Genomic DNA, 25,467 nt, shown 5'->3' on the forward strand with positions numbered 1-25,467 from the left:
ACAGCTGCTGCTGGTACAGGCAGGCAGAGGATCTGGTTGATCCGCAGGCGGGAGTACAAATACTATCCCTAAGTTATAAATACTGAGCGTAAAATACAAGGGTTGCCATGGCTAATGTGGGACACCAGGAACCCACGGAAGCTTGCGTGTGGCTCCGGCTGGCTATGGCGGGGCCAAAACCATGGGGATGCCTGCCCGGCAAAAGGGATCACAGCCCAGGGAACTTCCCAGATTCCCCGGTCTTCCACCTACCCGCTTTAGTTTCTCCCATAGCCTCCGTTTCCGCCGCCTCACCCGTAAAAAGGATATGGACCGAAGAGACCGCACCGAGATGCGCCTGGCACGGCTAGGAGACGTGAGCCGCAGGCTGGCCTTGCTGGCGCTCAGAGAGGCGCTACCCGACCCGCGGAGAGAACTCTGCCTGAAGATCGGAAGCCTTATCAAGGAAGCGCAGGGTGAATTGGGCCAGTTGGAGAACTTCATGAGGAGCCACGAGGGCCTGATCACCGCCCAGGTAACCCTCCTGGAAGCGGCGATACTCGCCACCAACCTCAGGCCCGGGGAAGCCCTGGAGACGGCGCAAACCGGGGTGGATTCGTTCCTGGAGAGCATGGGAGACAGGCACCGGTAAGGCATGCCCGATACCCTCACCGGCGCGTCGGGTTTCCTCTGGGCAATCCCACGCCCACCGAAAGAGACCGGTTGGCCTGCTGGCAGGGAAGCACTGAAAACGGGGCGGGTTCTACGGAATCCCGGGCCCAGGCTGAAGCCTGGTCGGCAGAGTACTGTACGTTCGGACCAAAGAATACCTCATGCTTGCCGTACCCACCCCATACCCGTTAGAACGCCCTAGGGATTGGGCCAGAGAAGCAGGTCCCAAGAAAGGCAGGCCATTACTATGTTACGTGGGGTGATGGCAAGGCGGAAGGCTCCGGCTCTTTCTGCGAGGCCTCCATGTACGCCCTGAGCAGGTTCTGCTCGGAGGGTTTCACGACGTGGAACTACACTTGGCAAAACAACCGCACCATCCCGATAAATACCTAATTCTCAGGTGAAAACACGGCATATCGGCCACGCGTGAAACCTGGCGCGCGCCCAGGGGTATGGCCAAGTACTAGATTCCCGTTTTCATGATTGTATGTCAACCCCTTACCCGCTCGCGCTCTGAGGGAATTAGAATGGCCGCATGCCCCAAAAGGTGTGCGGTTTCCTTTTGCGGACTGTATCCCCGGGCCGGACCTGGGGGCCAGGGGCCGGCGGCACAGCCACTCCACCCGGGAGACCCCGCTGCGGGTTGGCGACACCTACTGGGAATCTGACGGGTGACGCATGGGCAATCAACCCAAGATACCCGCCAGGTCCTCATAGGTGAGCGGCTTGGGGAAAAAGGAGACTGAGGGGACCTCAACGGACCAGTCCGTGCTTGCGTAGCTGACCTTCCCGCTGTTCAGGATGACCTTGGTCCGGCGGTAGTCCACCAGCCCGAGCCGGGCCAGCTCCTTGGCGAAGGCCACCCCGTCCATGCGGGGCATCTGGATGTCGGTGATGATCACCTGGGGGAGCGTGCCCCTGGCAGCGTCCGTCCGCAGCATCGCCAGCGCCTCCGCGCCGTCCCCGGCGGAGACGACCTCGCCCACGGAGTCGTGTTTCTTCAACAGTCTCTTCAGAAGGAAGAGGTAAACCCCGTCGTCATCCACGAGCAGCACTTTCTTGGTCGATTCCATCAGCATCAGCGTTAAGTCACTACAATGGCACCCTGCCAATGCTTTTGAAGTCGCCGCTCGCAACGGTGGGGTTGGAAGGTGGGCGTCCACGGGTTCGCCGTGCGCTCCGGTGGGGTAGAGTCCAGTGATCAGAACATCCCCTAGCCTATACGTACCCCGGGCAGGTTTGAACACCGGAACGAGAATGATTTATCCAGGGGGAGGAACCGAGGGCTTGTCTTCGAGGGGCGGGGGTGTGTTTCCCGGATTGGAACGAGGAGCCGAACATGAGAATGAACATCGCCGTGGTGGACGCCGGGGCCAACCTGACGTCCTTCGCCCGCATGGACGGGCTCCCGATCATCGGGGGTAACGGTGAGGTCATCGGGGCTATCAGGGTGTCGGGAAGCACGGTGGAGAATGACCATGCGGTGGCGGAGGCCGGGGTAAGGGCCCTTGCATAGCACGGGGAAACCTCTCTACGCCCCTCCCCCATCAAGGCCCTTCTGCTTGGGGGCTTTATGTATGTGGCCTACGGCACATAAAGCCCCTTATGTTAAGCTTAAACCTAAACATTAAGCTTATAACCGTTTTTATGTAAAGCAAACAAGGACAGTATAGTTAATTTATTTTCACAACCTTGTACACCAACACCTGCGAGCCTGTGGTGATGTGCAAGATATAGAACCCTCTCACGTTTACCTTCAATACCTGAACCATCCTCTCGACGGGGAACCAGTTCCGGTGCTCCTTTATGAATCCGTATACCGCCAGTCTCCCCTGAAGAAGATGCTGGTGGCCTTTTGTTAGGATATCGCGCTCCAGGCTGCGCCTCCCTTAGTTCCTTTTGCAGCCGCTTGCTCTCTCACTGGTCCTCTGTCAATTCTGCAGTCGGGGGCGCAGGAGAGTAGGCCCTGTTGCGCCGCTTGCTGAGCCTGCTGGCGTCTATCCCCAGCTCATCGGCCACCTCCTTTACAGAACCCCTCGCAAAGGAGAGCTCCACGGCCATCTGCATGAAGGATGTATCGAATACACGTTTGTTCATATGCTCTCAAGTTAACAGTTTAATCAAAACTGCCCTGCTTGAACCCTCCAGTTAAAGGTAGCAACTCCAATATCAGGGAGCTACCTAAGTATTCGCTTGTAACTGTTTTCATTACCTAAATAATTCAGGCTTATTGTACTCCATTACCTTCACCTGAAATTTTGCATAGCTATGGTCACCGGAAGGCAGGCGCCAGATGCCTTCGGCTTTAGTGGGAACAACCACTCCATATATCTCTTGGTAGTCGCTGAATCTGCCAACCCACGTTTCCAGGGATTTTTCTCCCATGTAGCGCTTAGTTTCCATTACAGTTATTTCACCAAGAGCATTGAAGCTGACATTATAGGTAACCGTGAGTTGGTTATAGGTAAAGCGTAGGCGTGCTGTGTTTTCATCGATATGCGACCAACTTAGGTTTTTGGTAGGTAACAAGTTGGTAGGAAACCAGGCGCTTTCACCTAACCACCGTAGTAATTCCCCCTCATCATAGGTAGGACCGGTGCCCTCAGCAACTTGAAGGAGCGAGAACAGTTTTACTTTCAGGCTTCCCTGCCCATTCAGAAACATGTCTCGGGCGGTGAAGAAAGCGGTAGTGCCTATCCAGATGAACCCGGGGGTAGGAGCGGTAAAATACTGTTCCCCTTTAATGTCAACCCAACCTTTCTTTAAATCGGTTTTGAATTGCCCAACGTGCCGTAATCGTACATGATTGATATAAGGCTGACCTTCTTTTAGTACATGTTTAAAATACCGCTGTACAGGCGCAGGTAAGCCCACTAGCTGCGCATGGGAAAAGTATTTTCCAGTGGTTGTTTCTGAGCCAGCAAACAGCCGTTTTACTTCGCTTTTTAATTGATAGGCAGCCCATGCTTTGACTAGTGAAAAGGCAGCGATAAGCGATACTAGAATAGATACAGTCCGTTTCATGTTCAATACTTAAATTGTTAGATCGTAAGCATCGTAGGGTCAATATTAGTGGATTGGATACGCCCGATTTTAACGGCTGATTATCTTTTAAACCTTTGTCCAAAGAGACATGGACCATCATGAGATTCTAACCGGCTAACTTCTCTCTGGCAGCAAAAAGCTACTTTACCAAAACCATCTTGAAATCAGTTTCGGCGTTGAGTGAGTGCGGTACAGTAGCCGGAATCATGATGATAGCGCCAGGCTGGAGCAATTGGGAGGTGCCGTGGATGTGGAAAGAGCAGGTACCCTCCAGCATGATGAGCAGGGCCGCAGTTGGTGTGGTGTGGGTCTTCAGTTCCTGACCTTTGGCGAAGGCGAACAGATGCGTTTTATGATGTTCCTGGTCTAGCAAAATCTGATGAGCGAATTTGGAAGTCTGATACTCCAGTTTATTCGCCAAGTTCTCTAACTGTACTCCTTCAGGAGCTTGGGTTGGGTGTGCCATGGGTTTAAAGGTTTAGGAGTGAACGGCGGTGGTTTGATAAGAATCAGTAACGGTACGCTGCCGGAAAACCGCTGAGGCCGTGCCCAGTAACATGCCAAGTTTGAAGACCTCCAGGCCCACATAGACATGGTGCAGGTTAGAGGGAGTGGGCACTTGGCCCGCAATGATCTGCAGCGCTCTGGCATCCAGGGCCGGTAAGAGCCACAAAGTTTGCAAGGCCATCACCAAAGCCAGCAGGAGCGCAGGGAAGACAATCTTGAAAGAAGCCTGGTTGTAAAATAGCCCGATCAGTACCACGCTGCAGAACACCAATTCAAACTTGTTCAGAAACCCGAAGACCAACCGGCCAATTCCCAACCCAATGGCGAGCGTGACCTGCGGGGCAGTGAATTTTACCGGGGCTTCCAGAAAGGAGATGCCCAACACCATACCCGCCCATAAGAGTAGAGAAAAAAGAATGACCTGGGTTAAAAAAGAAGATCGCATAAGCTGAATCTTTAAGGGAAACAAACCGCTTTAGATGCGGCAGGAATGATGCAAATGTCTGTTTCGCGGGCGGGAGCTTCAATGAGATGCATCATGTTCTGGTATGACCACCGTCATCCTTCCCGCAAAACCGCCCCAGTACTTTTGTAAGTGAGAAAAGTACTGTAAGGCCATGAGGGAATCTGCCACCATCCTTGTTGAAGAAAAAGAACACTGTTACCACTGCGGTGACGAGTGCACCAATGAACCCATCTATACCGATGAAAAGGCTTTCTGCTGTTCGGGTTGCCAGGCGGTGTATGAACTGCTGTACGCCAACAACCTGTGCACCTACTATAACCTGGAAGAAGGCGAAAAACCAGGCGTAACGGTCAGCACCGAGGACGTGCAGGTAAACCAGTTCGTGTACCTGGATGAACCCGCCACCTTAAACCAACTGCTCACTTTCCAGAGCGACACCTTAAGCAAAGTGCTGTTCCATATCCCCAACATGCACTGCAGTTCCTGCATCTGGCTTTTGGAGAACCTGTTCAAGCTGGACCAGGGCGTGGTGGAGTCACGGGTGAATTTCCCGCGCAAAGAAGTCTCTATTTCCTATCATCCGCAGAAAACTAAGCTCAGCAACTTGGTCACGCTGCTGTATAAGATTGGCTACGGACCCACCCTGAACCTGTCCAGCTTGTCTGGGAAGAAGCAGAAGCGAGACATCGGGGTGAATCTGAAGCTGGGGCTGGCGGGCTTCTGTTTCGGGAATACCATGCTGTTGAGCTTCCCGGAGTACTTCGCGTTTGGCGAGGAGGTGAAGCATCAGTTTGGGGCTTTCTTTGGGTGGGTCAGCATTGTGCTGTCGTTGCCGGTGTTGCTGTATAGTGCGCGGGGCTTCTTTGAATCGGCATGGCAGTCTTTGAAGCAGCGGCACATCAACCTGGATACGCCCATCAGTTTGGGATTGGCCTCGTTGTTTAGCGTGAGTTTGTACGACATCTTCCTGCAAAGCGGGCCCGGCTACTTGGACTCTTTCACCGGCCTGGTATTTTTCATGCTGATTGGTAAATACGTGCAGAAAACAACCTATGACGCCCTGGCCTTCGACCGCGACTACAAAGCCTATTTTCCTATTTCAGTAACAGTTTTAGAAAAAGGGGCCGAAAACGTAATGGCGGTAAAAGAACTAACCCCTGGCAAGCGCATCCGCATCCGGAACCAGGAGCTGGTGCCCGCCGATGCCATTCTGCTCCGCGGCTCGGCGTTTATTGACTACAGCTTTGTGTCTGGTGAATCGGCGCCGGTGCCCAAAGTAGCCGGTGAGATCATTTACGCGGGTGGCCGCCAGGTGGGCGAAAGCATTGAGCTGGAGGTGATCAAAGACGTATCTCAGAGTTACCTCACGCAGCTCTGGAACAACGATGTGTTCAAGAAAGAGAAAAGTTACTTTGGCGTAGGCACCTACGCCGATAAGGTGGGTGGTTACTTCATAACGGTGACCTTGTGCATTGCTTTGGGCGCTTTGGTGTACTGGGTGCCGCGCGATACCGATATGGCCATCAAAGCCTTTACCTCGGTGCTGGTGATTGCCTGCCCGTGTGCCCTGTCTTTGAGCGCGCCGTTCACTTTGTCCAATGCCCTTCGCATTTTTGGCAAACAGAAATTCTACCTCAAAAACGGCGATGTAGCCGAAACGCTAGCCAAAGCAGATACCCTGGTCTTTGATAAAACCGGCACCTTAACCGAGAGTACCCAAACCGATATCGCCTATGCGGGAGATCCCCTGAGCGCCGAGGAAGAAAGCCTTTTACGCTCGGTATTGCAGCATTCCACGCACCCTTTGAGCCAGGGCTTGTACCAGTTCCTGACGGCCCCGGTGCAACCCGTAACGCAGTACCAGGAGATTTCCGGCGAAGGCGTGCAAGGCGTGGTGGCCGGAGTGCTGGTAAAAGTAGGTTCTCGCAGTTTTGCGGGCGGCAAACAGTTACCCACCGAATCTGTTGGGTTGGCCACCCGGGTGTACGTGCAGCTAGGGGAGGAGCGGAGCGGCGTCTTCACGTTCTCCAATCACTACCGCGAGGGATTGCCGCAACTGGTACAGGAACTACAACGCCAGGGCAAGAAGTTGGCTGTGCTGTCGGGCGACAACGATGCGGAGCGGGAAAACCTGCAGCGCATTTTCGGGACGGAGACTACCCTGCGGTTCCACCAATCGCCCGCCGATAAACTGGCCTACATTCAGCAACTGAAGCAGGAAGGCCACAAGGTGATCATGGTGGGCGATGGGCTGAACGATGCCGGAGCCTTGCAGATGAGTGACGCGGGTATCTCGGTGACCAACTCGGTGAACGGTTTCTCGCCCGGCTGCGATGCCATTCTGGATGCGGGTTCCTTTACCAACCTGGCTCTGTACCTGCGGTTCTCCCGCCGCAGCCTCAACGTCATTCTGGGCTCGTTCATGGTGTCTTTCTTTTACAACATCATCGGGCTTTCTATGGCAGTAAGCGGACAGTTCACCCCCGTGGTATCGGCTATTCTCATGCCCATCAGCTCCCTGAGCGTAATTCTCTGCTCTGTGCTGGGCGTGAGGTGGGTGGCTCTTCGGATGGGTTTGTTACAGGCTAAAGGGGAGAAATAAGCGATTTGTTTTGAAGCGTTTAGGGTCTGTTTTTGGGAAAACAGACCCTAAATGTTTTTTTTGTTTAAACAAGGTGGTGCGGCTTACTTTCCCTTCTCCGCATCCAACTCATACGCCAGCCGCATGTAGTGTAGCACTTCCTCATTGATGTCTTCAGGCTCATAAAGCCTTAACCAATGGTTGGTTAGCTTTTCGCCAATATGGCCAATTTTATGGAAGCACAGCGTATCAGTATAAACCTTATTCAGCGGAATGTAAATGTCTATGAAGTTTCTACCCAGTTTGTAAATCATGCAGAAGCGGGTGTTCTTGGCCAATGAGAGCATAGACTTGGATGGGTGAATCCTGAAATCCCCAATGGTACGGTACTGTTCCAGAAAATGATGGTACAAGGATACGGTCTTCTCAGATCTGCCGCTCAGGAAATCAGCCTCGGTTTTCTCCAAGCAGGAGTGGGTCTGATTGTTTCTTAGGAAAGATTGGGTGCAGGTGGGGCAGGTCCACATGGGCGGTTGGCGTTTTGGGCTTAATCTCAGGAAAATAGGTCGAAATCAACTATTCCCCAAAAAGGATAACAGAACATCAGTGGAAAGCTGAATTGCATGAAGGGTTGAACACGGTGTTGAGGCTTAATCTTATAGAAGTGTTTTATGCTGGTTTGTGAAAAAATGGCTCAAAAACTAAGTGTTCAAAATATACTCACTAGCATGGAAGTAACTTTCGCTATATAGAGTATACTTAATTAAAAAATATTTTAAATTGTCTTTCAATTAGATTGAATACAAATTAAATGAATCAGTATGGATGATGTGTTTTACAATAAAGGAAGCTATTCTTGGAGTGATTTGGAAGAATTAATAAAGAACGAAGTAGAAGAAAATTTAAATTTAGATTATAAATCATCTAGGTCTTTAGATAAAACAGATCAAAAGAAGACCGAGATTGCCAAAGATATAAGTGCTTTTGCTAATTCCAATGGAGGAATTATTATATATGGTATCGAAGAAGAAAATCATAAACCAGTAAGTTTTTCTTTTGTAGACGGAAAAATAATTACGAAAGAATGGCTTGAAAATGTAATAGATGGAAATATTCACCAGAGGATTTCTGGTATAAAGATTTTTCCTATAAGGCAAGATGGAGATTTATCTAAAACAGTGTATCTAGTTAAGATTCCAATTAGTACAGATGCACCCCACATGAGTGTAGATAATAAATACTATAGAAGATATAATTTTAAATCTGTTCCAATGGAAGAATACGAAGTTCGGCTATTATATAGGAGAGAATCTTTGTCTGAAATGGAATTTAGCATTATTAGGATAAAGCATGTAGGAATAGAAAATGAGAATCAAATAGCAATGATGAAGAGAGAATTCTCAATTCATGTTAAAAATATAGGTAAATCGCTTGAAAAGAATTGCAAAGTTGAAGTAGAGATGTTTGATGTTGATCATGCCAATATTGTTATACATCTTGATAAAAACTCAAATACTTCTTACAGGATATCTGAAAATAGTAAAGCAATAGTTTCAGGTTATAATACTGCTCCAATCTTTCCTGATGAAGAAGTTGCATTGCTTAGGTACTCTATTTCGGTAAATCTAAATTATTTTGAATATTTTATGAATAATGCTGTTTTTAAGGTTAAAATATATGACTCATATTCTACTAAAGAAGATTATTTTAAATTGAGAAACCTTAAGTTAAATTAGTGAAATTAACTATGTAGTTGAATAAATTTTTGTTTTAAATAATAATTTAGTTCTTGTATTTACTCTTATTTGTATTTAAATATATTTGAAAAGGCACGGAAGTAACTTTCGTGCCTTTTCAAATTTAACCTATCCAACCACCCGTCTGACATCAATCACCGCCTAAACTGACGCACGTCATCTTTTCAGCGCAACCTTTACCTGACCTTTGTAACAACTGAAAGGGCTAGGTAAGCGCCGAAGCGGACAAACTCACTTCTCTACCGCTGCCGCCTGTTTCAGGAGAGAAAACCGGCAGTACCATGAACATCATTTTCCTTTTAATCTGCATCAGTCTACTGGTGGCCATCCTGTTCCTGGGGGCTTTCCTGTGGGCGGTGCGGTCCGGTCAGTACGAGGACGACTACACGCCCTCTGTGCGCATTCTCTTTGACAATGAATTAACTAAAAAGCAGCCTATTACTTCTATTTCTACTAAATCTATGGAGGACACCGCACATGTTAGCTGAGGTTCTAAAAGCTCCGGGCGAAGCGCTCAAAGAACGCGTCCGGACCGTTGAAACATTCTATTATGACAACAAGATTGTCCGCGATTTCGCCTATGCTACCCTGTTCTGGGGCGTAGCCGGAATGCTCATCGGGGTGATCATCGCGTTCCAGTTGGCGCGCCCCGAGCTTAACATGGGCACCGAGTACACCACCTTCGGGCGGGTACGGCCTTTGCACACCAATGCCGTGATCTTCGCGTTTGTGGGCAACGGTATTTTCATGGGCGTGTACTACTCTCTGCAGCGTTTGTGCAAGGCCCGCATGTACTCAGACAAGCTCAGCAAGATTCACTTCTGGGCCTGGCAACTGATCATTGTCTCTGCGGTCATCACGCTTCCGTTGGGCTACACTACTTCTAAAGAGTACGCCGAGCTGGAGTGGCCTTTTGACATCGCCATTACGGTGGTGTGGGTGGTGTTCGGCTGGAACATGTTCGGGACCATCATCAAACGCCGCGAGCGCCACATGTATGTGGGTATCTGGTTCTACATCGCCACATTTTTGACCGTAGCCGTGCTGCACATTGTGAACTCTTATGAGATTCCGGTGACGTTTATGAAAAGCTACTCTGGTTACGCCGGGGTGCAGGATGCGCTGGTGCAGTGGTGGTATGGCCACAACGCAGTCGCGTTCTTCCTGACCACGCCGTACCTGGGCATGATGTACTACTTCCTGCCCAAGGCTGCGAACCGCCCCGTGTACTCTTATCGCTTGTCTATCATTCACTTCTGGTCTTTGATCTTCATCTACATCTGGGCCGGACCTCACCACTTGCTGTACACTGCCTTGCCAGATTGGGCGCAGTCTTTGGGCGTTGTGTTCTCTGTGATGCTGCTGGCACCTAGCTGGGGCGGGATGATCAATGGTCTTTTAACCCTGCGCGGTGCTTGGGACAAAGTGCGCGAAGAGCCAGTGTTGAAATTCATGGTAGTCGCGATCACGGCTTACGGCATGGCCACCTTTGAAGGGCCACTCATGTCCCTGAAAAACGTGAACGCTATTGCCCACTACACAGACTGGATAGTGGCCCACGTACACGTAGGCGCCCTGGGCTGGAACGGCTTCCTGACCTTCGGTATCCTGTACTGGTTGTTGCCGCGCATCTTCAGAACCAAACTGTACTCCAATAAACTGGCCAACTGGCACTTCTGGTTAGGCACGCTGGGCATCCTGTTCTACGCCGTACCTATGTACTGGGCCGGGTTCACCCAAGGCTTAATGTGGAAACAGTTCAACAACGAAGGCTTGCTCCAGTACCCTAACTTCCTGGAGACCGTGCTGCAAATTGTACCTATGTACTACCTGCGCGGTATTGGCGGATTGCTGTACCTGAGCGGCGTGTTCCTGATGATCTACAACGTCATCAAAACCGTGAAAACCGGAAACCTTTTAGCCAACGAAGAAGCCCAGGCCGCTCCCCTGATGCCTGCCGTGGTGATCAAAGGCGAGACCCCGCACAGTGGTGGGCACTGGCACAGATTGATTGAGCGCCGTCCGGTACAAATGGCCGTGTTTGCTACCGTGGCCATCCTGATTGGTGGTTTGGTTGAGATGATTCCAACATTCCTGATAGAATCTAACGTGCCTACCATTGCCAGCGTGAAACCATACACCTCCCTTGAGTTGCAGGGCCGCGATGTCTACATCAAAGAAGGCTGCGTGAACTGTCACTCTCAGATGGTGCGACCGTTCCGCTCTGAGACCGAGCGCTACGGCGAGTACTCAAAGGCAGGAGAGTTTGTGTATGACCGTCCGTTCCTGTGGGGCTCTAAACGTACCGGTCCTGATTTGCACCGGGTAGGAGGGAAGTACCCGCACAGCTGGCACTACCACCACATGCTGGACCCCACCTCCATGTCTCCGGGTTCTATCATGCCGGCGTACCCCTGGTTGCTGGAGAAAGACCTGGACACCTCAGACACCAAAGCGAAGATTGAGACTTTGGCCAGCTTAGGAACTCCGTATGCCCCCGGCTACGCCGAAAGAGCCAACGAAGACCTCCTGCGCCAGGCCCGCGAAATCACCGCCGAACTCAGGAAAGAGAACATTGAGGTGAAACCTGAGAAAGAGATTGTAGCCCTCATTGCCTACCTGCAACGCCTGGGCACCGACATTAAAGTGAAAGAAGAAAAATAAGTCCTGCTTCTGGTCCTTTCCAGGTATAGGGAAGGGCCGGAGGAAGGCACAAAAGATACGACCATGTATAAAAGCGTTTTACAATCCATAGACGGCATCGAGATCTATCCCATTATCTCTTTCGTCATTTTCTTCGCCTTCTTCCTGGGGTTGATTGCCTACGTGGTGGTTGTGAAGAAAGAGCACATCCAGAGCATGAAAGCCATGCCGCTGCAAAACGAAAACGGATTTGACCACCCACTAGACCTACGGTCATGAAACGATTGATACCCTACCTGGCATCCGCGCTGTTACTGGCCGGAATTGCCAACCCTGCCGCCGCGCAGGACGCCGTGAAAGGCAAAGCCGTTTTTGACGCCAACTGCGCTGCCTGCCACGCCGTGCAGGAGCAAGTGGTGGGCCCCGCCCTCAAAGACGTGCACAAACGCCGCGATGAGAAATGGATCGCTGACTTCGTGAAGAACTCCACCAAAGTCATCGCCACCGGCGATAAACAAGCCGTGGAAGTGTTTAAGAAGTTCGGGAAAGTGCAGATGACCAGCTTTGAAGGCACGCTCTCAGACGGCGACATCAAAGACGTGATTGCCTATGTCAAAGAAGAAAGCGACAAGCCCACCGAAGCCAAAACTCCGGAAGTAGGTCCCACTGACCCGGGCAAGGGAGAAGGCGCCGACCCGCCCCAGACCAGTTTCCGATTTAAAGCTTTGCCGCCTACCACGCAGGTGTTGGTAGTACTCATTGGTGCCTTGGTACTTATGGTATTTGGAGCCTTGGTGGCTACGTTCATTCAGGCGCTGCCCTTGCTGAGCCACCTGTATGACAAGCCTGCCCTGCGGAACACACCAATGGCCCGCTTTGTAGCCTTGTTACGCGGAGACACCTCTACCATCACGGGCAAACACAAAGACATTCTCATGGAAGACCACACCTATGACGGTATCTTTGAGTTTGACAACGACCTGCCGCCTTGGTGGAAGTACATGTTCTACGCGACCATCGTGTTTGGCGTGGCTTACCTGCTGCACTACCACGTGTTCCAAAGCGGGAACCTCCAAATCGCCGAGTACCAGGCCGAGGTGCAACAAGCTTCTCTCCTGAACCCCGCCGGCAACAGCGAAGGCAACGTGAACGAAGTCACCAACTTCAAACCGCTCACCGAAGCTCCTAAACTGGAAGCCGGGAAAGCCGCCTTCATCCAGAACTGTGCCGCCTGTCACGGTCAGGAAGGCCAAGGGGTGGTTGGTCCTAACCTAACGGATGAGTTCTGGCTCCACGGCGGAGACGTGAACGACATCTACAAAACCATCAAATACGGCGTAACCAGCAAAGGCATGGTGGCCTGGCAGAAAAAGCTCAGCGATGACCAAATCCTGGAAGTGTCCAGCTACATCCTCAGCATCCAGGGCAGCAAACCCGCCAACGCTAAAGCCCCGCAAGGTGAGAAATACGTGCCTAAGAAGTAAAGTACATTACACCCTTTATTAGCTTAGTTTCAGCGGAGCCTCTGCCATTTTGGTAGAGGCTTTTGCGGTTTAAAAAGGATTTGTTTTTTTGGGTTGTTGTGTGTGGGTGGTATGTTGATGCCAGACTGGTAGTGTGTTCGGACAGCCAAATTTTTGGATGTCTTTTGCTTTTGCTGGCGGAGGGCCGCTGCTTTCATGGGTATATGAGCTATGAAACAACCAAACATAAAAAACTGAGGTAACAACGGTCCTCCGCCAGCATAAATAGACTACGCGTATCCCAAAATCTGCTTGTCCTCCTTCTGAAATATATCCTGCCTTGGGCAAACCTCATTTCAAAGCTCTTTTCCTCAAAACACCTCCAAAAAACCATTAGTCAGGCAAAATATGACAAAGATCATTTTCGCCAATGATGAACGAGGTGGTAAACGGCTGCCCATGCCGGTAATTTTACAATGTGCTTCAAAGGGTCAAAACCCATTATAAGAGCACTGTGAAAGTTAACCCCCTTCTCGCTGCCGGGCGCTCAACCGGTAAGAGACTATGAGCACACTTGTAACAGATCCAGAAACCTATAGAGACACCATCTCCACGGTAGACAAAGACGGGAAAAGGGTGTGGTTATACCCTAAAAAGCCGAGCGGAAAACTCTACCAGTACCGCAAGTACGTAAGCTATGTGCTTTTAACGCTCTTGTTTACGGGGCCGTTTATGAAAGTAAATGGATTGCCCTTGCTGCTGTTCAACATTCCGGCCCGCAAGTTTATCTTGTTCGGGATGATTTTCTGGCCGCAAGATTTCTTTATCCTGCTGGTGGGCTTTATGGCCTTTATCCTGTTCATCATCCTGTTTACGGTGGTGTACGGACGGGTGTGGTGTGGTTGGGTGTGCCCGCAGACCATCTTCATGGAGATGGTATTCCGCCGCATTGAGTACTGGATTGAAGGCGATGCACCCAAGCAGAAGGCGCTAGACAAAGCCCCCTGGACCACGGAGAAAATCTGGAAGAAAACGACCAAGCATACCTTGTTCGTGCTGGTGTCTTTCTTCATTGCGCACACCTTTCTGGCCTATATTATTGGCGTGGAGGAGCTGCAGAAAATTGTCACTGATGGTCCGGCTGCCCACGCGGGTGGTTTGTTCTCGCTGGTGCTGTTCACCGGGGTGTTCTACTTCGTGTTTGCCAAGTTCCGGGAGCAGGTGTGCACCATTGTATGCCCTTACGGAAGGCTACAAGGCGTGATGCTGGACAAGAAATCCCTGACCGTGGCCTATGACTACGAGCGCGGAGAGCCCAGGGGCAAACTCCGCAAAAACCAGGTCCGTACCGAGGGGGATTGCATTGACTGCCACCAATGCGTGCAGGTATGCCCCACGGGCATTGACATCCGGAACGGGGCTCAGCAGATGGAATGCATTAACTGCACGGCCTGCATTGACATCTGTAACTCCATCATGGATCTGGTGAACAAGCCGCATGGGCTGATCCGGGTGGCCTCAGAAGAAAGCATCTCAGAGAAGAAGCCCTGGGCGTTCACGGCCCGCATGAAAGCGTACACTGCGGTTCTGGTGTTGTTGATAGGCGCATTCGTCACCTTGCTTATTACCCGCAGCAACATTGACGCCACCATTCTCCGCACGCCGGGCATGCTCTACCAGCAAACCGATAAAGGTACCGTCACGAACCTCTACAACATCACGCTCATCAACAAAACCGATGAGGAACTGCCCATCACGTTGAAATTGCTTTCCTCAGAAGGTTCCATCAAAGTGGTGCGCAACGAGTTGGTGCTACCCAAACAGGGCTTGGTGGAAGGCGTGTTTTTCGCCGAGATTCCTAAAAAAAGGCTGGAATCGGCTTCTTCTCAAATTGAGATCGGCGTCTTCAGCGGAGACAAACTCATTGCCACCGAGAAAACCAAATTCCTAGGGCCGGGCCTCTAAACTACCACCACTCAGGACTCAGAACTCAAGACTCAGAACTTTTCATTATGAACACAAAAGCACTTCCCCAAAAAGCCTCCTGGTGGCCTAAGCTGATCATAGCCGCCTTTGTCTTCTTTGCCCTATTCATCGGGAACATGGTACGGCAGGCGATGAAATCTGATGTGAACCTGGTAAGCCAGGATTACTACCAGAAAGAACTGGCTTTCCAGCAGCACATGGAACAGGTAAAAGCCACGCAGGCCCTGGATTCACAGGTTTTGCTCACCCACGTGCAGGCTGCGGAACAACTCAGTATTGTGTTTCCGGCAGGGGTGAAGACTGCACAGGTGGACGGTCAGATCCTCTTTTTCCGGCCATCAGATGCCAAACAGGACATTACCTTGGCTCTGAACCTGAACGAAGACGGGCAGCAACACATCAGGACCGCAACCCTGGCCAAGGGGTTGTGGCGCGTACAACTGAACTGGAAACAGGCGGGCAAAGCCTATTACCTGCAAAAAGATTTCACCATAGAATAACATGATCTGGACAGGGTTCATACTGGGCATTCTAGGGAGTTTCCATTGCGTGGGCATGTGCGGAGCCATTGCCTTGTCTTTGCCGGTGGGTAAGGGCAGCGGCTGGTCCTTTGTAGCAGGGCGGTTCCTGTACAACCTTGGCCGGTTAGTCACCTATAGCCTTTTAGGGGCAGGGGCGGGGTTGTTGGGCAAAAGCCTGCAACTGGCTGGTCTGCAACAAACGCTTTCTATTGTATCCGGAGTGTTGATTCTGCTGCTGGTAGTGGTACCTGCCACCACTTCTGCCAAATTCAGGAAGGCGACCGGACTGGAGAGCATGCTTCAGCAGGTGAAGGTATCCATGGGCTTTTTCTTCCAGAAGAAAGGCGTTTGGGCCTTGGGTGCGGTGGGCCTGTTGAATGGCTTACTGCCCTGTGGATTTGTTTATTTTGCTCTTGCAGGAGCCGTGAGCATGCCTACTGTGGCAGATTCCATGCTGTATATGCTACTGTTTGGGGCAGGGACGTTCCCGCTGATGTTCTTGCTTTCCCTCTCAGGAAAATACATTCAGCTGGGGCTGCGCCGATTTTTTACCAAAGTGATTCCGTACGCCGCCACCTGCCTGGCTATTCTGTTTATCCTGCGCGGCCTGAACTTGGGTATTCCATACGTGAGTCCCGCTACACCTAATTCAAACCTGGCCGATTCGTCCATGGCTACCTGTCATCCTGCTACTGTAAATCCCTAACTCAGATTTTCTCTTATCAAAATGAAAAAAATACTCGTCCTCACTGATTTTTCTCAGAACAGCATTAATGCCTATGGCTACGCCGTAAAGATGGCCTGCCAGCTCAAAGCCGAGATTCTTTTGCTCTTCAGTACTAACGGAACCCCCTTGTCGCTCACGAATCAGCTCCAGTATTCCCAGCAGTTGCACAGCTTTGCCAAGCGCTATGCCTGTGATTCGCGGCGGCAGCAAAACCCACACAATACGGAGTGCCTGATCAGCGGAGATACCTGGGTTAGTTTGCTTCCCACAATGGCCTCTGTGCACCATCCAGATTTAATTGTGGCCGGATCGGGTTTGTTGGCGGTAATAGAGAGGAAAGGTCAGCAACTGAACTTACAGGAAATAGCCGGCAGTCCTGTGCTCTGGATTCCGGAGAAAGCCTTGTACCAGCCATTAAAGCATTTGGTGTTTGTGACCGATTATTTGGATCAGGACCCCGAGGTAATTGACTTGGTAAAGAGGTATGCCCAGACCTTTGAAGCGGAGGTTTCTTCTGTGCACTTCTATTCTCCAGCAGAAAGAAAAAATCTGGCTGAGATCAAGAAGCAAGGGGCTGAATTGAATTGGGTACTGGGTAATCAAGGAGCCTGCCATATGCTGGAGGAGGAAGATATCATTGAAGGCCTGGAAGAATACACAGAAAAGTACGCGGTGGATTTGTTCCTGATCTCTACCCGCGATACCCATGTTACGCACCAGTATCTACACCAGGTGTACCGTAAAACGGATGCTTGCCAAAACAGTATTCCGCTGCTTAATCTGTACCAAGCCAAGAATAACCCTTGCGCCAGAACTTGCACCCATTGCCAAGCTTATCATGCCCCATCAGAGGCTTCTTTAAGCCCTCAGCTATAGAAGCGCCAGCATTTTTAGGCTGTTTTCAGGAAAAGACTACCAAAACGGATTAGTACCTTAGACCTTTATGGAAACCCGAAAAGATGATGAATCTCATTTTTTCGGGTTGCCCTTGTCATTCCCCTTGGCAGGCCACCTCCCTATCTTTGTCTTGTACTTTAAAGTTGAGAAGGCAAGATGAACGTTTTAGAGAACCCCCTTCAGGAACAAGCCTTAGAAAAGCTTATCCAGAAATACAATGTCTCCGCGCCCAGGTATACCAGCTACCCCACGGTTCCGTTCTGGGACCAGCAGGCACCTACCACCGAGCAATGGTTCCAGGTAGTGGAAAAGGCCTTTACTGAGTCTAACGCCACCAAAGGCATCAGTTTGTACCTGCACCTCCCGTTTTGCGAGTCACTTTGTACCTACTGTGGCTGCAATACCCGAATCACCAAAAACCATGGGGTAGAGCTGGGCTACATAGAAACCCTGCTGGCGGAGTGGAAGCAGTATGTCAGCCGTTTTTCTGAAAAGCCGATCATCCGGGAGCTACATTTGGGTGGGGGAACTCCTACCTTCTTTAGCCCTGAGAACTTGAGGATTTTGCTGGAAGGGATCTATGCCTCAGCGGAAATTCACCCGGAACGGGAGTTCAGCTTTGAGGGGCATCCCAACAACACTACGACTGAGCATTTGCAGACGCTGTATGACCTGGGCTTCAGAAGGGTAAGCTATGGGATTCAGGACTTTGACCCCTTGGTGCAGTTGACCATCAACCGCATTCAGCCCTTCGAGAAGGTGCAGCGGGCTACCGAGGAAGCCCGCAGCATCGGCTATGAATCGGTGAACTTTGACCTGATTTACGGGTTGCCGCACCAGACTCCGGCCAGCGTGGAGGACACCATTAACCAGGTGGCCCTGCTTAGACCAGACCGGATCGCGTTTTATAGTTATGCCCACGTGCCCTGGGTGAAACCAAGCCAGAGAGGGTATTCAGAAAAAGACCTGCCTGCTGGACCCTCCAAAAGAGCTTTGTATGAACTAGGGCTGCAGATGTTCAGAGACCTGGGCTACCATGATATTGGCATGGACCATTTCGCTTTACCACAGGATGCCTTATTCTTGGCGCAGCAGAACGGCACCTTACATCGTAACTTCATGGGCTACACCACCTGCCATACCGATCTGCTCATTGGATTAGGTGTCTCGTCTATCAGCGATGCCAAGTACGGCTACCTGCAGAACCTGAAGAAAGTAGAAGAATACAAAGCGGGCATTGCCAGCGGCAACCTGGCTATTCTGAAAGGTCATTTACTTACCCAAGAAGACTTAATCCGGAAGGAAGCTATTTTAGATCTTGCCTGTAAAGGAAAGCTGCAACTTACTTCAGAAAACCTGTTCATGTTGGATGACCCTACCATAGCAAACCTGTGGCAGATGGAGAAAGAAGGATTGCTTTCTATGAAGGAAAGCGTGATACGCATTTCTGCATTGGGTCAGGCTTTTCTTCGGAACATCTGTATGTTATTTGACCAGAAGGTGAAACAAACGGAGCAGGAGTTTTCCTCTACTTTCAGTAAGGCCATCTAAAGTAAGCCAAAGTACGATCGTTAAAACCCCCTCTGCGATTTGGGCACGTTTTCCTTAAAACTTGCCCAAATCGCAGAGGGGGTTTTTGTTTATAAATAGTTCAGACTGATTTGAAGCTATCCAGCAAACAACAGGTTTTCACATGCTGATCCGGTTTCAAAACACGTAAGATTGTGGAGGGTAGTATCGGCGATATTGGTCAGTGCGGTTTGGGTTAAAAATGCCTGATGGCCGGTTATCAGAACGTTAGGCAATGCTTTCAGTTGGGCAAATAATTCGTCTGTTAAGGGCTGGTCTGATAAATCCTGAAAGAAAAGATGCCTTTCATTTTCGTAGACGTCCAGGCCGGCGGCGCTTACTTGTCCGTTTTGCAGCGCTTGGATAAGGTCAGCGGTATTGACTAAGCCACCCCGGCTGGTATTCAGAAGGAGTACTCCTTCTTTGGTTTTAGCCAGGGTTTCCGCATTGATCATATAATGGGTAGCAGCGTTAAGCGGAGCGTGCAGGGAGATGATGTCTGATTCACGCAGCAGGGTGTCAAAGGAGACAGATTCTATTGGAAAGCCTTGCGGCGCAGGCTCAACGACATCATACAATAAAATCCGGCAGCCAAACCCGTGCATGATCCTGGCGAACACGGCCCCAATTTTTCCTAACCCAATAATGCCAACGGTTTTTCCGTTCAGGTCAAATCCTATGAGATTGTCTAGGCAGAAATTATTCTGTTCAATTCTTTGGTGGGCCAGGATCAGGTGGCGGTTAAGAGCCAGAAGGAGAGCTGCCGTATGTTCTGCAATGGCGTAGGGCGAGTAAGCAGGCACCCGGGCAACCAGCATGCCCAGTTCTTTTGCTTTCTGTAAATCTACATAGTCAAACCCCGCCGACCGCAGTGCAACATATCTCACTCCCAGGTTGTGCAGGTACTCTAATACTTCGGCGGACGCATTATCAGAAGTAAAAAGCGCAATGGCTTGGCTTCCGACTGCTTTCTGTGCTGTCTCTAAGGTTAAGGTCTTGTTTACAAATTTTAGCTGGTGTTTCTGTTTGTTTGCCTTGGCCAGAAAATTTTGCTCAAACGGATGAGCACTATAAACCGTGATGCGCATGCTTCAGTAGTAAATAAAGTGAGCAGTTGAAATTGAGGTGCAATTTTCAGGAATAGGATTCCTGGGTTAATTGCTCATGTAACTGTATCTTTTTTGGATAGCTTATGGTTTCCTGAAAGGCCAGCAAGGGAACTTGCGTTTGGAACAGCAGCCTTTTGGAAACGCTTCTATGCAGCAATTCTTCCAAAAAAACCTTCTCATGTGTAGCAATGGCCAATACCTCCGTTTGATTCTCCTGCACAAAATCAAAGATCCCTTTTACCACGTCATCTTCCTTGCGTTGAATAAGACTGTAGTTTTCTACTGGAAAAGTTTTGATGATAGATTGAAGCAAAGAAAAATCTGGAACAAGATTCAATTGCCGCTCAGACAAACAATTGATGATAGACACCTGTGCGTTGAAAGGAGTTGCCCATTGGAAGAGTTGCCGTAAAACTGAGGTCACCTCACTATCTAAGTCGTACGCGAAAGCAATTTGATGGATTCCCTTGAACGTTGCATTTTGCGGAACTAATAATACCGGGCATTTAGCCTGATTCATAAAAGCCAGTGCGTTGGTGCCAAAGATCTTATCCAGAATCCCGCCCTGGCCGTGGGTACCCATGACCACAAAATCAACGGCATTTTGCGTAGCCAAGCTATTGACTTCGGCCACAAAGTTGCCTAGGGTACAAACGGTCTGTAATTTTACTGGTACGGATATGCGCTTTTTTTCTGCTATGGTTTTGAGTTCATGTTCAGCATCTGCCAACAGCTGTGACGTAACAGAATCCAGAAAAGTATGATATTGAGAGAAGGTGGAGGCAACATCTACTACATGAACCAACAAGATTCTGGATTGGGTAACAGTGGCTACTGCCAAGGCGTATTCCAGGGCATTGCACGCAACGGCAGAAAAATCAGTGGGGACTAAAATCGTTTTCATGGGCTTTCTTGGCTTATGGATGTTCTCAATTGATACATAAGGCAAGTTATCCCAGACCGCCTCGGTAAGAAATGACCTTGTACAGCCACCAAGATGACATTGGTCATCATTTTCATATCGGCAGAAAGGCTAACTTTGGGTTTGGGAAAGAGTAACGGAGGAGCGAAAACCAGACGTGCATGACTGAAGACCTTGATGGGTTTGCCACCTCATGGCAACAAAGCATAGATGATAAAAATAGGCTGAAAGCCATTATAGATACAGCCATTGATGGAATCATCACCATTGATGAGCGGGGAGTTGTGGAGAGCGTGAACCCGGCGGCGGCCCGTATTTTTGGGTACCTTCCCGAGGAAGTCATTGGCCAGAACATTAAGTTGCTCATGCCGGAGCCAGACCGCAGCCAGCATGACCAGTACATTGATAATTACCACCGCACCGGCATAGGCCAGATCATTGGCAAAGGCCGCGAGGTGTTGGGCAGGCGCAAAGACGGCTCGGTTTTTCCATTTCTGCTGAGTATCAGTGAGGTAAATCTGCAAAGTAAAAAGATTTTTACGGGTATTATCCATGACATCACCAACCTGAAGAAAGCCGAAGCGGCCCTGCGGGAAAGTGAGAATAAAATCAACTCCATTATTCAGGCGGCGGTAGACGGCATCATCACCATTGATACCCGCGGCGTCATTGAAATGGTGAACCCCTCGGCGGCGAAGCTTTTCGGGTATGAGGCAGGGGAGTTGTTGGGCCGAAGTATCAACGTACTGATGCCGGAGCCTGACCATAGCCAGCATGACAGGTACATGCACAACTACCATGAAACCGGCCACAGAAAAATTATCGGTATTGGCCGGGAGGTCACCGGGCTGCGGAAAGACGGATCTACTTTTCCTTTCTACCTCAGCATAAGTGAGGTAGAACTTGCCGACCGTAAAGTGTACACCGGCTTTATTCATGACATTACCCAACAGAAACTGAACGAGGAAAAGCTGAGGCGCTATGCCGCCGAACTGGAGCGCAGTAACCTGGAGTTGCAGGACTTTGCCTACGTTTCTTCCCATGACCTGCAGGAACCGTTGCGTAAGATTCAGGCCTTCGGGGACCGACTCAAGACCAAAGAGTACGCTAACCTGAGTGACCAAGGAAAAGACTACGTAGACCGTATGCTCAACGCGGCTTCGCGTATGCAGAACCTTATCAATGATCTGCTTTCGTTCTCCAGGGTAACCAGCAAAGCCAATCCGTTTGTGAAAGTGAGCCTAGACGCCATTCTAAGCGGGGTGTTGTCAGATTTAGAGGTGACCATTGAGCAGACGGGCACGCAGATCATCCGGTCGCCGCTACCATCAATAGAGGCGGAGCCCACCCAGATGCGGCAGCTTTTTCAGAACCTCATCAGCAACGCCATCAAGTTCAGGAAAGAGGGCGAAAAGCCGGTGATTTCTATCTCCGCCAAGATTGTGCAGCACAAGGCGCACTTAACCGCTACCCCCGGTGATGAAGTAGTACAGATTTCCATTCAGGACAACGGGATTGGCTTTCAGGAGAAATACCTGGACCGTATCTTCAATATTTTTCAGCGTCTGGAGGGGCAAAAATACGAAGGCTCTGGTATTGGCCTGGCCATCTGTCGCAAGATTGCCGTGCGGCACGGCGGCGATATCACGGCCCAGAGTCAGCCCGGGGTAGGCACCACCTTCCTCATCACATTGGCGTTGAAACAACCTCAAGACCAAGAACTATGACCCAAAGTAAAAGCATAGCTATTCTCATTGCCGACGACGATGCCGAAGACCGCATGCTCCTAAGGGAGGCCATGGAGGAAAATCACTTACCAAACGAACTCTTCTTTGTAGAAAATGGCGAAGAGTTGATGGATTTCCTGTGCCACCGAGGCAACTATGCAGACAAGGAAGGCTACCCTTTACCCGGCCTCATTCTCCTGGACCTGAACATGCCCAAGAAAGATGGGCGCGAGGCGCTAAAGGAAATCAAAGAAGACGTGAACCTAAAGCATATACCGGTGGTGGTGCTCACTACCTCCAAGGCCGAGGAAGACATCTTAAAGACCTATGATTTAGGGGTAAGTTCCTTTATCACCAAACCAGTGACGTTTGCCTCCCTGGTAGAAATGATCAAAACCCTAGCCGATTATTGGTTTGATTTAGTAGAACTGCCTAAAAACCCGAAGCTCTAATCTAACCCATGCACATGGCAGAGACAGATACTGAACCTATTAAGGTGTTGCTGGTAGACGATGACGAGGATGATTTTATTATCACCAGTGATATCATTCATGATATTCCGGCCCGGGTGTATTCCTTGGAATGGGAGCCTTCTTTTGAGGGTGCTTTAAAGAAAATAGCCCTAAAACAACATGACGTCTATTTAGTAGATTACCGGTTGGGCGCGCATGATGGGCTGGAACTGATTACCCAGGCCCTGCAAAACGGTGCCGTCGCTCCCTTTATTCTATTGACTGGGCAATCTGACCGCGAAACGGACGAGAAAGCCATGCGTTTGGGCGCTTCGGATTTCCTGATCAAAGGGCGGCTTACTTCCTTTGATTTGGAGCGTTCCATCCGCTACAGCATGGAGCATGCCAAAAGCCTGGCGGAAATCCAGACGCTCAACGCCGAGTTGGAAGAACGGGTAGCGGTCCGGACTCAGGAGTTGGCTCAGACAATCAATCAGCTGAAGGAAACAAACAAAAGCCTGTTTGAGGCCCAGCAGGAAATAAAGAAAGCCCTGCAAAAGGAGAAAGACTTGAATGAGCTGAAGTCCAGGTTTGTGACCATTGCCTCGCATGAGTTCAGAACCCCGTTAAGTACCGTCTTGTCATCGGCGTCTTTGATTGGGAAATACAAACTCACCGAGGACGATGACAAACGGCAGAAACATGTGAGCCGCATCAAATCGGCGGTGAGTAACCTTACGGGTATCTTAAATGACTTCCTGTCTTTGAGCCGGATTGAGGAAGGCAAGATTTATAATGTTCCCACCGATTTTGACCTCAGAGCCTTCATGGAGGAGATCCTAGATGAGATGCAGGGGTACATCAAAATGGGGCAGGTCATCCGGTACCACCACCAGGGAACACCGGCCACCGTTACCTTAGACAAGCAACTTGTCAAAAACATCGTGCTTAATCTGCTCTCCAATGCCAGCAAGTATTCCGCCGAGGGGAAAGAAATCCTCCTGACAACGGTGGTAGAAGCGGAGGATGTGAAAATTCAGGTCCAGGACCAAGGAATCGGGATACCGGAAGCAGACCAGAACCACTTGTTCACGCCCTTTTTCAGAGCCCAAAATGCGACCAATTACGAGGGAACAGGCTTAGGGCTCAACATTGTGAAGCGGTACGTAGACATCATGAACGGAACGCTCAGCTACTCCAGCCAGCAAAATGTAGGCACCACTTTTACGGTTCAATTCTTTAAAAAACCCTGCGTATGAAAAAGATTTTGCTCATAGAAGACAACCACGAGATACGGGAAAACATAGCCGAAATATTGTCATTAGCCAATTACGAAGTGCTGGAGGCGGAACATGGCAAATCCGGCGTAGAGGTTGCAAAAAATGAAAAGCCAGACTTGATCATCTGTGACATCATGATGCCCCAGTTAGATGGCTATGGCGTTTTGCATATGTTGAGCAAGAACCCGGCTACCTCGGGCATTCCTTTCATTTTCCTGACAGCTAAATCAGAGAAAGAAGACTTCAGAAAGGGCATGAACCTGGGCGCTGATGATTACCTCATCAAGCCCTTTGACGACCTAGAACTGCTGGATGCGGTGGAGATGCGCCTGAAAAAAAACGAGATCCTGCGGGCCGATTTTCAAAAGAACGCCCAAGGGCTGAACGACTTCCTGCAAGAGGCCAAAGGGATGCAGGAACTCAACAATCTCATCTCCAATGAGCGTAAGATATCGGTATTCAAGAAAAAGCAGCAGCTCTTTGCCGAAGGCCAATACCCGCATTCATTGTTCTTCCTGAATAAAGGCAAAATTAAAACATACAAAACCAACGAGGAAGGCCGCGAATACATCACGAATTTGTATAAAGAAGGCGAATTCATTGGCTACCAGGACCTAGTGGAAGACCAAACCTACCGTGAATCGGCGGAGGCATTGGAAGACTCCGAGGTATGTATCATCAACAAAGACGATTTCAACTCGCTGCTTTACCAGAACCGCGACGTCGCCAACAAATTCATCAAAATCCTCTCCGGCAACCTGGCAGACAGAGAAGAACGGCTCCTGAAGCTGGCTTACAACTCCGTGCGCAAGCGGGTAGCCGAGGCCTTGTTGCTAGTGGAGAAACAGTACCAGCAAAACGAAGGCAAAAACACCCAGGTGAATATTTCCCGTGAGGACCTCGCCAACATTGTGGGGGCTTCAAAAGAGACAGTGATCAGAACCCTTTCCGACTTTAAAGACGAAAAGCTCATCAGCATCAAAGGCGGTAAAATCACCATCCTCAACCTGGAAAAGCTTATCAAGATGCGCAATTGAGGTGGCCCTGTATAGCCCTAAATAAATTAAGTAAGCTTGCCAAACCCTACATATTCCGTCCCTCTTTGAAGGGGGTAGGGGGGATGACAAGGCCGAGTCAAAAACCGTTTTCCCATGCTACAGGGAA

General features: G+C 50.0%; 25 protein-coding genes. 17 read left to right on the forward strand and 8 right to left on the reverse strand.

Features of this window, described 5'->3' with window-relative positions; genetic code table 11:
* Nucleotides 1-307: 307 nt before the first annotated feature.
* Complete coding sequence (locus FOA19_RS22380; RefSeq protein ID WP_149093055.1) at nucleotides 308-631, forward strand: hypothetical protein; 324 nt, start codon at nucleotides 308-310, stop codon at nucleotides 629-631.
* Between the two features lie 706 nt (nucleotides 632-1,337).
* Here the strand turns inward: FOA19_RS22380 and FOA19_RS22385 are convergent.
* Complete coding sequence (locus FOA19_RS22385) at nucleotides 1,338-1,724, reverse strand: response regulator (RefSeq protein ID WP_190300517.1); 387 nt, start codon at nucleotides 1,722-1,724, stop codon at nucleotides 1,338-1,340.
* Between the two features lie 233 nt (nucleotides 1,725-1,957).
* Here FOA19_RS22385 and FOA19_RS22390 point away from each other — a divergent pair, with 233 nt between their 5' ends.
* Nucleotides 1,958-2,167: a heme-binding protein gene (locus FOA19_RS22390; RefSeq protein WP_223809021.1), complete on the forward strand. Its 210-nt coding sequence runs from the start codon at nucleotides 1,958-1,960 to the stop codon at nucleotides 2,165-2,167.
* A gap of 401 nt (nucleotides 2,168-2,568) precedes the next feature.
* On the opposite strand, the gene FOA19_RS22395 is transcribed toward FOA19_RS22390, so the two are convergent.
* From FOA19_RS22395 to FOA19_RS22410, 4 genes are all read right to left on the reverse strand, one after another.
* A complete protein-coding gene (locus FOA19_RS22395) occupies nucleotides 2,569-2,748 on the reverse strand; it encodes a hypothetical protein (protein WP_149093058.1) in 180 nt (59 codons plus the stop codon).
* Nucleotides 2,749-2,859: 111 nt separating this feature from the next.
* The gene (locus FOA19_RS22400; RefSeq protein ID WP_149093059.1) at nucleotides 2,860-3,675 is read right to left on the reverse strand and encodes a DUF6544 family protein; all 816 of its coding nucleotides are present in this window, start codon (nucleotides 3,673-3,675) and stop codon (nucleotides 2,860-2,862) included.
* Nucleotides 3,676-3,835: 160 nt separating this feature from the next.
* Nucleotides 3,836-4,162, reverse strand: a complete 327-nt coding sequence (locus tag FOA19_RS22405) for a cupin domain-containing protein (RefSeq protein WP_149093060.1) — start codon at nucleotides 4,160-4,162, stop codon at nucleotides 3,836-3,838.
* A 12-nt stretch (nucleotides 4,163-4,174) separates the two neighbouring features.
* Entirely contained in the window at nucleotides 4,175-4,648 is a 474-nt protein-coding gene (locus tag FOA19_RS22410; protein WP_190300518.1) for a hypothetical protein, read from the reverse strand.
* A gap of 172 nt (nucleotides 4,649-4,820) precedes the next feature.
* On the opposite strand from FOA19_RS22410, the gene FOA19_RS22415 reads away from it, so the two are divergent.
* Nucleotides 4,821-7,271, forward strand: a complete 2,451-nt coding sequence (locus FOA19_RS22415; RefSeq protein ID WP_149093061.1) for a heavy metal translocating P-type ATPase — start codon at nucleotides 4,821-4,823, stop codon at nucleotides 7,269-7,271.
* A gap of 83 nt (nucleotides 7,272-7,354) precedes the next feature.
* On the opposite strand, the gene FOA19_RS22420 is transcribed toward FOA19_RS22415, so the two are convergent.
* Entirely contained in the window at nucleotides 7,355-7,777 is a 423-nt protein-coding gene (locus FOA19_RS22420) for a DUF5655 domain-containing protein (RefSeq protein WP_149093062.1), read from the reverse strand.
* 294 nt (nucleotides 7,778-8,071) lie between these two features.
* On the opposite strand from FOA19_RS22420, the gene FOA19_RS22425 reads away from it, so the two are divergent.
* The 10 genes from FOA19_RS22425 (at nucleotide 8,072) to hemN (ending at nucleotide 18,795) form a co-directional block, all read left to right on the forward strand.
* The gene (locus tag FOA19_RS22425) at nucleotides 8,072-8,986 is read left to right on the forward strand and encodes an AlbA family DNA-binding domain-containing protein (RefSeq protein ID WP_149093063.1); all 915 of its coding nucleotides are present in this window, start codon (nucleotides 8,072-8,074) and stop codon (nucleotides 8,984-8,986) included.
* 302 nt (nucleotides 8,987-9,288) lie between these two features.
* A complete protein-coding gene (ccoS, locus tag FOA19_RS22430) occupies nucleotides 9,289-9,495 on the forward strand; it encodes a cbb3-type cytochrome oxidase assembly protein CcoS (RefSeq protein WP_149093064.1) in 207 nt (68 codons plus the stop codon).
* Complete coding sequence (ccoN, locus tag FOA19_RS22435) at nucleotides 9,485-11,671, forward strand: cytochrome-c oxidase, cbb3-type subunit I (RefSeq protein WP_149093065.1); 2,187 nt, start codon at nucleotides 9,485-9,487, stop codon at nucleotides 11,669-11,671. The genes ccoS and ccoN overlap by 11 nt, the downstream gene beginning before the upstream one ends.
* Nucleotides 11,672-11,734: 63 nt before the next feature.
* The gene (locus FOA19_RS22440; protein WP_149093066.1) at nucleotides 11,735-11,929 is read left to right on the forward strand and encodes a hypothetical protein; all 195 of its coding nucleotides are present in this window, start codon (nucleotides 11,735-11,737) and stop codon (nucleotides 11,927-11,929) included.
* The gene (locus tag FOA19_RS22445) at nucleotides 11,926-13,134 is read left to right on the forward strand and encodes a c-type cytochrome (protein ID WP_149093067.1); all 1,209 of its coding nucleotides are present in this window, start codon (nucleotides 11,926-11,928) and stop codon (nucleotides 13,132-13,134) included. The genes FOA19_RS22440 and FOA19_RS22445 overlap by 4 nt, the downstream gene beginning before the upstream one ends.
* Before the next feature lie 543 nt (nucleotides 13,135-13,677).
* The gene (ccoG, locus tag FOA19_RS22450; RefSeq protein ID WP_149093068.1) at nucleotides 13,678-15,078 is read left to right on the forward strand and encodes a cytochrome c oxidase accessory protein CcoG; all 1,401 of its coding nucleotides are present in this window, start codon (nucleotides 13,678-13,680) and stop codon (nucleotides 15,076-15,078) included.
* A 47-nt stretch (nucleotides 15,079-15,125) separates the two neighbouring features.
* Nucleotides 15,126-15,599 carry a FixH family protein gene (locus FOA19_RS22455; protein WP_149093069.1) on the forward strand — a complete coding sequence of 158 codons (474 nt, stop codon included), beginning with the start codon at nucleotides 15,126-15,128 and terminating at the stop codon, nucleotides 15,597-15,599.
* Nucleotide 15,600: 1 nt separating this feature from the next.
* Nucleotides 15,601-16,326 carry a sulfite exporter TauE/SafE family protein gene (locus FOA19_RS22460; RefSeq protein WP_149093070.1) on the forward strand — a complete coding sequence of 242 codons (726 nt, stop codon included), beginning with the start codon at nucleotides 15,601-15,603 and terminating at the stop codon, nucleotides 16,324-16,326.
* Between the two features lie 21 nt (nucleotides 16,327-16,347).
* A complete protein-coding gene (locus FOA19_RS22465) occupies nucleotides 16,348-17,223 on the forward strand; it encodes a universal stress protein (protein ID WP_149093071.1) in 876 nt (291 codons plus the stop codon).
* A 177-nt stretch (nucleotides 17,224-17,400) separates the two neighbouring features.
* Nucleotides 17,401-18,795: an oxygen-independent coproporphyrinogen III oxidase gene (gene hemN / locus FOA19_RS22470; protein WP_149093072.1), complete on the forward strand. Its 1,395-nt coding sequence runs from the start codon at nucleotides 17,401-17,403 to the stop codon at nucleotides 18,793-18,795.
* 116 nt (nucleotides 18,796-18,911) lie between these two features.
* Here the strand turns inward: hemN and FOA19_RS22475 are convergent, their stop codons facing one another.
* Nucleotides 18,912-19,901 carry a 2-hydroxyacid dehydrogenase gene (locus FOA19_RS22475; protein ID WP_149093073.1) on the reverse strand — a complete coding sequence of 330 codons (990 nt, stop codon included), beginning with the start codon at nucleotides 19,899-19,901 and terminating at the stop codon, nucleotides 18,912-18,914.
* A gap of 46 nt (nucleotides 19,902-19,947) precedes the next feature.
* Nucleotides 19,948-20,826: a universal stress protein gene (locus tag FOA19_RS22480; RefSeq protein ID WP_149093074.1), complete on the reverse strand. Its 879-nt coding sequence runs from the start codon at nucleotides 20,824-20,826 to the stop codon at nucleotides 19,948-19,950.
* Between the two features lie 179 nt (nucleotides 20,827-21,005).
* Between FOA19_RS22480 and FOA19_RS22485 the strand changes: the two genes are divergently transcribed.
* The 4 genes from FOA19_RS22485 to FOA19_RS22500 are packed head-to-tail and all read left to right on the forward strand — an operon-like array spanning nucleotide 21,006 to nucleotide 25,340.
* The gene (locus tag FOA19_RS22485; protein WP_149093075.1) at nucleotides 21,006-22,571 is read left to right on the forward strand and encodes a sensor histidine kinase; all 1,566 of its coding nucleotides are present in this window, start codon (nucleotides 21,006-21,008) and stop codon (nucleotides 22,569-22,571) included.
* On the forward strand, nucleotides 22,568-23,023 hold the full coding sequence (locus FOA19_RS22490; protein ID WP_149093076.1) for a response regulator: 456 nt from the start codon (nucleotides 22,568-22,570) through the stop codon (nucleotides 23,021-23,023). The genes FOA19_RS22485 and FOA19_RS22490 overlap by 4 nt, the downstream gene beginning before the upstream one ends.
* A gap of 14 nt (nucleotides 23,024-23,037) precedes the next feature.
* Entirely contained in the window at nucleotides 23,038-24,282 is a 1,245-nt protein-coding gene (locus FOA19_RS22495; protein WP_149093077.1) for a hybrid sensor histidine kinase/response regulator, read from the forward strand.
* Nucleotides 24,279-25,340 (forward strand): response regulator, encoded by a 1,062-nt coding sequence (locus tag FOA19_RS22500; RefSeq protein WP_149093078.1) that lies wholly within the window; start codon nucleotides 24,279-24,281, stop codon nucleotides 25,338-25,340. Before FOA19_RS22495 ends, FOA19_RS22500 begins: the two co-directional genes overlap by 4 nt.
* Nucleotides 25,341-25,467: the final 127 nt, after the last annotated feature.

The sequence above is a fragment of the Rufibacter hautae genome (assembly GCF_008271695.1).
In the GTDB taxonomy this organism is placed as follows: domain Bacteria; phylum Bacteroidota; class Bacteroidia; order Cytophagales; family Hymenobacteraceae; genus Nibribacter; species Nibribacter hautae.

What these genes read in the sequence shown, in the direction of transcription:
- ccoG (WP_149093068.1), top strand. Translation starts at nt 13,678, where the DNA reads ATGAGCACACTTGTAACAGATCCAGAAACCTATAGAGACACCATCTCC.
- hemN (WP_149093072.1), top strand. Translation starts at nt 17,401, where the DNA reads ATGAACGTTTTAGAGAACCCCCTTCAGGAACAAGCCTTAGAAAAGCTT.
- FOA19_RS22405 (WP_149093060.1), bottom strand. Translation starts at nt 4,162, where the DNA reads ATGGCACACCCAACCCAAGCTCCTGAAGGAGTACAGTTAGAGAACTTG.
- FOA19_RS22415 (WP_149093061.1), top strand. Translation starts at nt 4,821, where the DNA reads ATGAGGGAATCTGCCACCATCCTTGTTGAAGAAAAAGAACACTGTTAC.
- ccoS (WP_149093064.1), top strand. Translation starts at nt 9,289, where the DNA reads ATGAACATCATTTTCCTTTTAATCTGCATCAGTCTACTGGTGGCCATC.
- FOA19_RS22425 (WP_149093063.1), top strand. Translation starts at nt 8,072, where the DNA reads ATGGATGATGTGTTTTACAATAAAGGAAGCTATTCTTGGAGTGATTTG.
- FOA19_RS22485 (WP_149093075.1), top strand. Translation starts at nt 21,006, where the DNA reads ATGACTGAAGACCTTGATGGGTTTGCCACCTCATGGCAACAAAGCATA.
- FOA19_RS22395 (WP_149093058.1), bottom strand. Translation starts at nt 2,748, where the DNA reads ATGAACAAACGTGTATTCGATACATCCTTCATGCAGATGGCCGTGGAG.
- FOA19_RS22480 (WP_149093074.1), bottom strand. Translation starts at nt 20,826, where the DNA reads ATGAAAACGATTTTAGTCCCCACTGATTTTTCTGCCGTTGCGTGCAAT.
- FOA19_RS22495 (WP_149093077.1), top strand. Translation starts at nt 23,038, where the DNA reads ATGGCAGAGACAGATACTGAACCTATTAAGGTGTTGCTGGTAGACGAT.
- FOA19_RS22440 (WP_149093066.1), top strand. Translation starts at nt 11,735, where the DNA reads ATGTATAAAAGCGTTTTACAATCCATAGACGGCATCGAGATCTATCCC.
- FOA19_RS22460 (WP_149093070.1), top strand. Translation starts at nt 15,601, where the DNA reads ATGATCTGGACAGGGTTCATACTGGGCATTCTAGGGAGTTTCCATTGC.
- FOA19_RS22475 (WP_149093073.1), bottom strand. Translation starts at nt 19,901, where the DNA reads ATGCGCATCACGGTTTATAGTGCTCATCCGTTTGAGCAAAATTTTCTG.
- FOA19_RS22465 (WP_149093071.1), top strand. Translation starts at nt 16,348, where the DNA reads ATGAAAAAAATACTCGTCCTCACTGATTTTTCTCAGAACAGCATTAAT.
- FOA19_RS22445 (WP_149093067.1), top strand. Translation starts at nt 11,926, where the DNA reads ATGAAACGATTGATACCCTACCTGGCATCCGCGCTGTTACTGGCCGGA.
- FOA19_RS22420 (WP_149093062.1), bottom strand. Translation starts at nt 7,777, where the DNA reads ATGTGGACCTGCCCCACCTGCACCCAATCTTTCCTAAGAAACAATCAG.
- FOA19_RS22380 (WP_149093055.1), top strand. Translation starts at nt 308, where the DNA reads ATGGACCGAAGAGACCGCACCGAGATGCGCCTGGCACGGCTAGGAGAC.
- ccoN (WP_149093065.1), top strand. Translation starts at nt 9,485, where the DNA reads ATGTTAGCTGAGGTTCTAAAAGCTCCGGGCGAAGCGCTCAAAGAACGC.
- FOA19_RS22455 (WP_149093069.1), top strand. Translation starts at nt 15,126, where the DNA reads ATGAACACAAAAGCACTTCCCCAAAAAGCCTCCTGGTGGCCTAAGCTG.
- FOA19_RS22500 (WP_149093078.1), top strand. Translation starts at nt 24,279, where the DNA reads ATGAAAAAGATTTTGCTCATAGAAGACAACCACGAGATACGGGAAAAC.
- FOA19_RS22410 (WP_190300518.1), bottom strand. Translation starts at nt 4,648, where the DNA reads ATGCGATCTTCTTTTTTAACCCAGGTCATTCTTTTTTCTCTACTCTTA.
- FOA19_RS22385 (WP_190300517.1), bottom strand. Translation starts at nt 1,724, where the DNA reads ATGGAATCGACCAAGAAAGTGCTGCTCGTGGATGACGACGGGGTTTAC.
- FOA19_RS22490 (WP_149093076.1), top strand. Translation starts at nt 22,568, where the DNA reads ATGACCCAAAGTAAAAGCATAGCTATTCTCATTGCCGACGACGATGCC.
- FOA19_RS22400 (WP_149093059.1), bottom strand. Translation starts at nt 3,675, where the DNA reads ATGAAACGGACTGTATCTATTCTAGTATCGCTTATCGCTGCCTTTTCA.